At 69.7% G+C, this 8,410-nt stretch carries 7 protein-coding genes; 6 read left to right on the plus strand and 1 reads right to left on the minus strand.

All coding sequences use genetic code 11. The features are described 5' to 3' along the window. Positions 1-258: 258 nt before the first annotated feature. From J7E87_RS18145 to J7E87_RS18170, 6 genes are all read left to right on the plus strand, one after another. Positions 259-567 (plus strand): hypothetical protein, encoded by a 309-nt coding sequence (locus J7E87_RS18145; protein ID WP_215095148.1) that lies wholly within the window; start codon positions 259-261, stop codon positions 565-567. A gap of 163 nt (positions 568-730) precedes the next feature. Further along, entirely contained in the window at positions 731-1,582 is an 852-nt protein-coding gene (locus J7E87_RS18150) for a hypothetical protein (protein WP_215095150.1), read from the plus strand. Beyond that, positions 1,572-2,903 carry a hypothetical protein gene (locus J7E87_RS18155; RefSeq protein ID WP_215095152.1) on the plus strand — a complete coding sequence of 444 codons (1,332 nt, stop codon included), beginning with the start codon at positions 1,572-1,574 and terminating at the stop codon, positions 2,901-2,903. The genes J7E87_RS18150 and J7E87_RS18155 overlap by 11 nt, the downstream gene beginning before the upstream one ends. After that, positions 2,900-4,459: an SCO6880 family protein gene (locus J7E87_RS18160; RefSeq protein ID WP_215095154.1), complete on the plus strand. Its 1,560-nt coding sequence runs from the start codon at positions 2,900-2,902 to the stop codon at positions 4,457-4,459. Before J7E87_RS18155 ends, J7E87_RS18160 begins: the two co-directional genes overlap by 4 nt. Positions 4,460-4,476: 17 nt before the next feature. Then, entirely contained in the window at positions 4,477-5,889 is a 1,413-nt protein-coding gene (locus J7E87_RS18165) for an ATP-binding protein (RefSeq protein WP_215095156.1), read from the plus strand. Between the two features lies 1 nt (position 5,890). Beyond that, on the plus strand, positions 5,891-7,747 hold the full coding sequence (locus tag J7E87_RS18170) for a type VI secretion protein (RefSeq protein WP_215095158.1): 1,857 nt from the start codon (positions 5,891-5,893) through the stop codon (positions 7,745-7,747). Here the strand turns inward: J7E87_RS18170 and J7E87_RS18175 are convergent. Continuing rightward, the gene (locus J7E87_RS18175) at positions 7,744-8,292 is read right to left on the minus strand and encodes a GNAT family N-acetyltransferase (protein ID WP_215095160.1); all 549 of its coding nucleotides are present in this window, start codon (positions 8,290-8,292) and stop codon (positions 7,744-7,746) included. The two genes, J7E87_RS18170 and J7E87_RS18175, sit on opposite strands and share 4 nt — an antisense overlap. Between the last annotated feature and the right edge of the window lie 118 nt (positions 8,293-8,410).

Here is an 8,410-nt window from a genome sequence, read left to right on the forward strand (position 1 = left end):
TCAGCGCCCAGAGGTGGGACAACGACAGTCATTGCCCGGAGTCACGCTCCGTGATACACAGAGTGACCATAGGCACTCATCACGCCGAACCGGTCCCCGCCGCCGCAGGTCAGGGCGTGAGATCGGTCATACGTGCGGAGATCGGGTAAAGAGACCCGCCAAGTCGGCTTACGCGGGCGATTTCATCAGCGAAGATAGAACGACGGCCCGTGCCGAGGGGCAGGGGCACTGAACAACCCAACAGGGGCGGTGAGTTACATGATCCTGGCAGCCGAAAAAGGTGACATCACCACCATCATCGGCGGAATCGCCCCGAACTGGGGGCCTTTCGGGAGCCTGGGGAACGAGGCGCGAGTGATGGTCGAGGTCGTGATGGCCATTGCCATCCTCCTCTGCCTCGGCATCGCGATCTGGGGCGCGGCCAAACAGCGCATCGGCGCGACGGCACTTCGCGACACCTTCAGCGCCGAGCAGGGCAAGGGACTGATCGTCGCCGGGCTGACCGGCGTCTTCATCATCGGGTCACTGGGGACTTTGTTCACCATCGTGTACGGGATGGCTGTCTGACCCGCCCGCCTGTCCTCTCCGAGCGTGCCCGACCCACCCTTTGAGGTTGCGTCTCCCTGATGTCGAGTCACCACACCGCGCCCGCGCGGGAAGCAGCACGACTACCGTCGTACTACGTGTCGTACGACGTGGAACTGCGAACGGTTGAGGGGGCATACGCGAGATGAGCCTCGGTGACGAGAACGGCTACCGCGGCGAGCCGGGCGGCCGCACGGACGAGGGCTTCGGCGGCTCGGGCCAGACGCGTACGCGTCTGCCGGGCAGCGGCGACACGGACGTCTACGGCGGCGCGCGCAGCCCGGTCCGGAGCTCACGCTCCCTGATCACGGTGGTGGGCGTCGTGGTGCTGCTGATCGCGGCTATCGCCTTCGCGAACCAGGGCGGGGGCGACGAAACCCCGTCAACTGCCAGCCCGAAGGCCGCGACGGCGCCTACGGCGGCGACGGGGGAGCGGCCGGTGGCCGGGAAAAACGGGGAGATTCCGTCGGGGTTCGCGAAGGACGAGCAGGGGGCGCAGAGCGCGGCGGCGAACTATGCGGCTGCCCTTGGTTCTGACGGCATGTTCAACAAGGCGCGCCGACAGGAGATCGTGAAGTCCATCGCCGACTCCAGCACGCTGGACAAGCTTCGGTCAGGGTTCGACGCCGACTACTCACCCGCGTTCCTCGCGCAGATCGGGCTCAACGCCGAAGGCGCCGCCCCAGCAGGCTCCACATTCGTCAACCGGACCCTTCCCGCCGGCACCAAGGTCAAAGGCCTTACGGGCGAGACCGCCGATGTCGACGTCTGGTGCATGGGCCTGTTCGGGCTGACGGGCGAGAAGTCCACCAAGCCGGTGACGAGCGGCTGGTTCACGGTAAGCGTCAAGCTGAAGTGGAACGGGTCCGACTGGAAAGTACTGGCGACCGGCCAGAAGACGGGCCCAACACCGGTCACCGGTGACAACCCCGTGTCCGGATCCGACGAAATCGCCGCCGCGGTCACCGAATTCGGAGGGTTCACGTATGCCCGTTAACCCTCACCCTCGTATGGGCTCCATCGTGACCGCCTTGGTGGCCGTCCAGACCGCGGCGTTCATGTATGCGGCCCAGGCTGCCGCAGCGCCGACGCCGACGCCCACGCCGACCCAGAGCAGCAACCCGTGTGGGCTCATCGCCGGCCCCGCGCGGGACTACTGCGACAACGGGGAGCCCGGCGGCGCCAGCCGCACCGGCCCCCCCGACCCCACCACCGCCCTGGACCCCCTCGCCTCCCTCGCCCGCGGCTGCGCCGACGCCGCCGTCAAAATCGTCGACGTCCTCTCCAACGCCGTGAAGTCCACCGCCGAGGTCGACTTCACCAACTCCGCCTTCCTCGCCCGCTACGCCATCGTCTTCGCCGCGGCCACCATCCTCACCCTCATCCTCTGGCTCCTCGCCGTCGCCAAGCGCGCCATCCGCGGCGTCCCCCTCACCACCGCCATCGGCGAAGCCATCGGCTTCCTCTGGCTCACCGTCCTCGCCTCCGCCTTCACGCCCCTGATCCTCTACACCCTCGTCTCCGCCACCGACGCCGTCACCGAGGTCATCGCCTCCGGCACCGGCCAGCAGACCGACGTCTTCTTCGGGAGTTTCAAGGACGCCCTCCAGAAGGGCGACAGCATCGGCGGCGGACCGATCATGCTCATCGTCGTCTCGCTCGTCACGGTCCTCGCCGCCGGCGTGCTCTACCTCGAGCTGTTCATCCGCGCCGTCCTCCTCTACGTCGGCGCCCTCCTCGGCGTCGTCGTCTACGCCGGACTCGTCGACAAGAACATGTGGGGGCACGTACGCCGCTGGGCCGGGATCATGATCGCCGTCATCCTGGTCAAGCCGGTCATCGTCATCGTCCTCGGACTCGCCGGCGCCCTCGCCGCGGACAAGGGCCCCGACTCCTTCTCCGCCGTCGTCTCCGGACTCGCGATCATCCTGCTCGCCATCTTCGCCTCCGCGATGATCTACCGCTTCGTCCCCGGCTTCGGCGACGAGATCGCCGCCTCCCGCAACAACCGCCTGCAGAACGGCGCCGAGAACGCCGCGGCCGCCGTCATCAGCTCCCCCGCCGCCCTCGTCTCGCAAGGCATCAAGACCCACAGCAGCCGCGGCAACCAGGGCGGCGGAGGCGACAGCGGCGGCAGCGCCCCACGCCCGGCCAACCCCCTCAGCGGTGGCGTCGCCGCGCACAGCAGCCGCAACCCCCGAGCGGGCGGCGGCGGAGGCGGCGGACCTGCCCCCGCGGCGCCCCCACCCCGTAGCAGCACACCCGGCACCGGCACCCCGCACAGCAACCGCAAGAGCACAGGAGGTGGAGGGCGTTGACGACCCAGTCCCATCCGATCACGCCCCGCCGTACGTATCTCATCGGCCGGGCCCGGCCGAACGCGATCGTCGGCAAGAACCGCGAGACCGGCGAGATCGCGCTGATCATCGCCGGCGCGTTCCTCGGCATGATGAGCGGGCTGCTGGTCCCCGTCCTGTCCCTGCGGATCGTGCTGCTGATGGGCTTCCCGCTCCTCGCGCTCGCCGCCGTGTACGTCCCGTACAAGCACCGCACCTTCTACAAGTGGTTCGAGATCAACCGCAGTTACAAGCGCACTCTGCGCAGCGGCACCCTCTACCGCTCCCGGGCCGCCGAGGCCGGCATCCGGCTCGACGGGCGTGAGATCGAGGTCGGCCCGCCCCCGGGCATCGGCCGGATCAACTGGCTCGCGGCCCCCTTCGGCCCGGACGAGATCGCCGTGCTGCTGCACGCCGACCGCCGTACGGTCACCGCCGCCATCGAGATCGAGGGCCCGGGCGTCGGGCTGCGCGACAGCGAGGACCAGGAGGCCCTCGTCGACCGCTTCGGCACGCTGCTGAAGCATGTGGCCAACGGCGACGGCTTTGTGACCCGCCTTCAGATGCTGGCCCGTACGCTGCCCGCCGACCCCGACGCGCACGCAAAGGATGTCGCCCAGCGCGGCGACCAGCAGACGCCCGGCTGGCTGCGCGAGTCGTACGACCAGCTGCAGTCGATGGTCTCCACCTCCAGCGAGCAGCACCGCGCGTACCTCGTCGCCTGTATGCACTACACCCGCGAGCTGGCCGCCGAGGCGCACGCCATGGCCCGCGCCGCCCGCCACGCCACGGGTTCGAAGTCGCGCAAGCTCGACAAGGACACGGGCCTCGCCGTCGTCATGGCCCGCGAGCTCACGGACATCTGCGCCCGCCTCGCCGAGGCCGACATCCGGGTCCGTCAGCCGCTCGGTCAGGGCCGGCTCGCCTCCCTCGTGCACTCGATGTACGACCCCGACCACCCCATCGACCACATCCAGGCGATGACGAAACGGAACGCCTGGCCCGCCGAGCTGGACGCCATGCAGCCCACCTACCTCCAGGCGAAGACCCGGGAGTCGTCCACCCGCGCGCCCTGGTGCCACTCGACCGCCTGGGTGAAGGAGTGGCCGATGACCCCGGTCGGCGTCAACTTCCTCGCCCCGCTGCTCGTCCACACCCCGGATGTGATCCGTACGGTCGCGGTCTGTATGGACCTGGAGCCCACCGAGGTCGCCATCGAGCGGATGCTGACCGAGAAGACCAACGACGAGGCGGACGCCAGCCGCGCCGCCAAGATGAACCGGACCGTCGACCCGCGCGACATCGCCGCGCACGGCCGACTCGACCAGAGGGGTGAAGATCTCGCCAGCGGTGCGGCCGGTGTCAACCTTGTCGGGTACATCACAGTGTCTTCGCGGTCGCCGGAGGCGTTGGCTCGCGACAAGCGGACGATCAGAGCCTCGGCCGGCAAGTCGTATCTGAAGCTGGAGTGGTGCGACCGCGAGCACCACCGTGCCTTTGTGAACACCTTGCCGTTCGCGACCGGCATCCGACGCTGACGAGAGGGCAGTCCGCCATGCGAGATCCGCTGTCCGTCTTCACAGATGCCTTCACCTCCTTCCTGTTCGGGAAGGTCGAGACGACCCGACTTCCGGTGCGTACGTCAACGGGCCAGGCACAGGCCGTCTACCTCCCCACCGCCGCGCCGGGCCTCGGCGACTCGGGCGTGATCATCGGTCGCGAGGTGTACAGCGGAAAGGGCTATATCTACGACCCCTTCCAGCTGTACGGCCAGCAGTTGCCGGCCCCCCACTGGCTGGTGCTCGGCGAGTCCGGGAACGGCAAGTCGGCGCTGGAGAAGACCTACGTGCTACGGCAGTTGCGCTTCCGCGACCGCCAGGTGGTGGTGCTGGACGCGCAGGGCGAGGACGGGGTGGGCGAGTGGAATCTCGTCGCCCAGGAGCTGGGGATAACTCCCATCCGGCTCGACCCGATGACGGCGCTGGACGGCGGGATCCGGTTGAACCCGCTGGACCCGGCGATCACCACGACCGGCCAGCTCGCGCTCTTGAGGACCATCATCGAGGTCGCGATGGGACACGGCCTGGACGAGCGGTCCGGCTTCGCCCTGAAGGTGGCGCATGCGTACGTCAACGAGACGATCGTCGACCGCCAGCCGGTACTGACGGACATCGTGGACCAGCTGCGGCACCCCGAGCCGGACTCCGCCGAGGCGATGAACGTCGACATAGACGATGTACGCGCGTGGGGTCTGGACGTGGCGCTGGTGCTGGACCGGCTGGTCGACGGTGACCTGCGGGGCATGTTCGACGGCCCGACGACGGTCGGGATCGACCTCGACGCGCCTCTGATCGTCTTCGACCTCTCCCACATCGACCGCAACTCCATCGCCATGCCGATCCTGATGGCGATCGTGGGTGTGTGGCTGGAGCACACCTGGATCCGCCCCGACCGGAAGAAACGGATCTTCCTGGTCGAGGAGGCCTGGCACATCATCAACAGCCCGTTTGTCGCCCAGCTCTTCCAGCGCCTGCTGAAGTTCGGCCGGCGCCTCGGCCTTTCCTTCGTGGCCGTGGTCCACCACCTCTCGGACGTGGTCGACGGCGCGGCGGCCCGGGAGGCGGCGGCGATCCTGAAGATGGCGTCGACGCGGACGATCTACGCACAGAAGGCGGACGAGGCGAGAGCGACGGGGCGGGTGCTCGGCCTTCCGCGCTGGGCCGTCGAGATCATCCCCACGCTCACCCCCGGCATCGCGGTCTGGGACGTCAACGGCAATGTCCAGGTGGTCAAACACTTGGTGACGGAGGCGGAGAGACCACTGGTCTTCACGGACCGGGCGATGACGGAGTCGTCGGGACCCGCGCTGCCCGAGGACGTACAGGCCGCGGAGTGGGAGGCGGAGCAGCGCGCGGCCCTGATCGAGCAGCAGCAGCTCGGCGCGTCCTCCGAGTCAACGGTGGCATGACATGCGCAACCGTCACCACCACCAGCCCGAGGACGAACGCGGCATCCCGGACGGCCTGTTGGTGGGCCTGCTCGGCTTTCTGCTCGGCCTGACGCTGCTGGTCTGGACGGCGACGGGTCTGGCCGGCGTACTGGCGCACGGTGCGTGGCCGAAGGGCGTCACTTTCACCAACACGCCGGTGGCGATGCGCGCGCTGGCGTCGAAACCGCACGATCTCCCGGCCGCTTGGCCCGGGACGCCGGCGGAGGAGCTTTCGGGCTACGGCCTGTTCTGGGGCCTGGCGATCGGCGAGCTGATGGTGCTGGTGGTCCTGACGGTATTCGCCCTGGGAACACTGGCCCGCTGGCGAGCGGTCCGCGCGGGACAAAGGCAAGGTACGACGGCGAAAGGCCGCGGCGCGGTGTCGGGCGCGCGCCTCGGAGCGGAAGCCAACCGGCGCGCGGGAGAGTCCACGGGCAACTTGGAAGCCGCCCCAGCGGCCCATGGCGAGGCCGTCGGCCCCAACCCGGCGCAACCGGGTGCGGGAGCGGCGGGCGGATGGGCAACTGCGCCCGCGGGCAGCGGCCTTGCGGAGCAAGGGGCAGGCGGGCGGGACCTCATCCACGGCCCCGACCCGACGCAACCGGGTGACGGCCACCGCCAACCGCGCGTTGCAGCGCAGGCCGCAGGCGGCTGGGATGCCACCCGCGTAGGAGCCGCCGGCCCTCACACAGTCGCGGAGCAAGGCACGGGCGTACGCGAAAGCACCCCCGCCGACCGGCCGCCCCCTGGCACGGTCCCCGGCGAGACCCCAGTCCCGAACCCGGCACAACAGGGGGCAGTTGCGGGCAGGTGGGGAACGCCCGCGGGCAGCGACGAAGCCGCGCACCCTTCCCCCGGGGCCACGAGCCCGGGGGGCCTTGCGGAGCAGGGGTGGGGCGCCCCCGCGCCCCACCCCCCGCGTCTCCTCTACGGCGACCCCGCCACCCGTCGCCCCACCACCATCCAGGCCGTGCTCGAAGCCGCCGGACCCGCCCTCGTCGTCACTTCCGACCCCACCGTATGGGCCGAGACCAAGGACGCCCGGGCCAAGCTCGGCCCCGTCCTCGTCTACGACCCCGGGCACCTCTGCGACACACCCGCCCGCATGCACTGGTCCCCCACCGCGCACTGCGAAGACCCCATCGTCGCCCAGGCACGCGCCACCGCCCTACTCGCCCCCGTACGACCCCGCGCCCTCCTCGACGCCGCCATGGCCGACACCGCCGAAACACTCCTGCGCTGCTGGCTGCACGCCGCCGCCGTGGACGGCCGCCAGTTCAAACACCTCCACCGCTGGGCGCTCGGCGGCGGCGCCCAGGACGCCGTACGCATCCTCCGTACGCACCCCAAGGCCACCGCCGGACTCGCCGGCCTCCTCGAGTCCGCGCTCACCGCGCACCCCGAACGCCGGGAGATTGCCCAGCAGTTGGTGGTTCGCGCCCTCTCGGCCCTCTCCTCGATCCACATCCGCGAGGCCTGCACGCCGAATCGAACGGATTCGCTCACCCTGGAATCATTTATTGACGAAGGGGGCACGATCTACCTGGTGGGGGAGCCCATTGAGGACCCCCGAACCCACCCCGGCGCAATGCCTCTGCTCACCGCACTGGCCTCGGACGTGGTCGAGCACGGCCGCCGCATGGCCGCACGGTCATCTGACGGTCGGCTCGACCCACCAATGACGCTCGTCCTCGACGACGTCGCCGCCGTGGCTCCGCTTCCCCGGCTTCCGGAGCTGCTGGCAACCGGTCAGGACCAGGGACTGCCGACCCTGGTCCTGCTCCGCTCCGCCGAACAGGCGCGCGCCCGCTGGCCCGAGCCATTCGGCACCCCCTAACGCAGAACCTCCAGCTCCAGCTCCCGTGCTGTGGAATCGCCCGGCACGGGCACGCTGTCCCCGCTCGCCACGAACCCCATCCGCCGGTAGAACGCCGCGGCCCGCGCATTGCGCTCGTCCACATAGAGCCGCACCCGCTTCACCGGCGGACCGGCCAGCCCCCACGACCACTCCATGGCTGCCCGGAACAGCGCGTCCGCGACACCCGCGCCACGCGCCTCGGGCCGTACGAACACCGCGACCACATGCGTCTGGTCGACCTTCGCAGCCTCACCGAACCGCACCTCGCCCGCCGGCCGTTCGACCAGCACGCTGACCGTGCCCGCCCACTGCCCGTCCGTGGCCTCTGCGATGAACTGCCTTCCTACAAACCCTTCGGCAGCTCTGGATGTGCGCTCCTGCCAAAATCCGTGGGGCCGCTCTACGGCCTGCTCGTACGTCTCCAGAAAGGCGATGGGCGCGGCTGGATCGCGCAGGGCGGCCAGCCGGATCTCCCGGGCCTTCGCCCACTCCTCGGCGCGTACGGGTCGAATGACATAGTCCATCTCCCGATACTGACCGCGTCCCGCACCTCTGAGCAACGCGATTTGAACGCAAAAATGCCCCAGTCCCCGGACAAGGTCCGGGGACTGGGGCTAAAAATTGTTCGGCGGTGTCCTACTC

This window comes from Streptomyces sp. ISL-1 (genome assembly GCF_018614585.1).
Lineage (GTDB): Bacteria > Actinomycetota > Actinomycetes > Streptomycetales > Streptomycetaceae > Streptomyces > Streptomyces maoxianensis.

Coding starts and splice junctions, on each gene's coding strand:
- J7E87_RS18145 (WP_215095148.1), top strand. CDS start 259: ATGATCCTGGCAGCCGAAAAAGGTGACATCACCACCATCATCGGCGGA.
- J7E87_RS18150 (WP_215095150.1), top strand. CDS start 731: ATGAGCCTCGGTGACGAGAACGGCTACCGCGGCGAGCCGGGCGGCCGC.
- J7E87_RS18155 (WP_215095152.1), top strand. CDS start 1,572: ATGCCCGTTAACCCTCACCCTCGTATGGGCTCCATCGTGACCGCCTTG.
- J7E87_RS18165 (WP_215095156.1), top strand. CDS start 4,477: ATGCGAGATCCGCTGTCCGTCTTCACAGATGCCTTCACCTCCTTCCTG.
- J7E87_RS18170 (WP_215095158.1), top strand. CDS start 5,891: ATGCGCAACCGTCACCACCACCAGCCCGAGGACGAACGCGGCATCCCG.
- J7E87_RS18175 (WP_215095160.1), bottom strand. CDS start 8,292: ATGGACTATGTCATTCGACCCGTACGCGCCGAGGAGTGGGCGAAGGCC.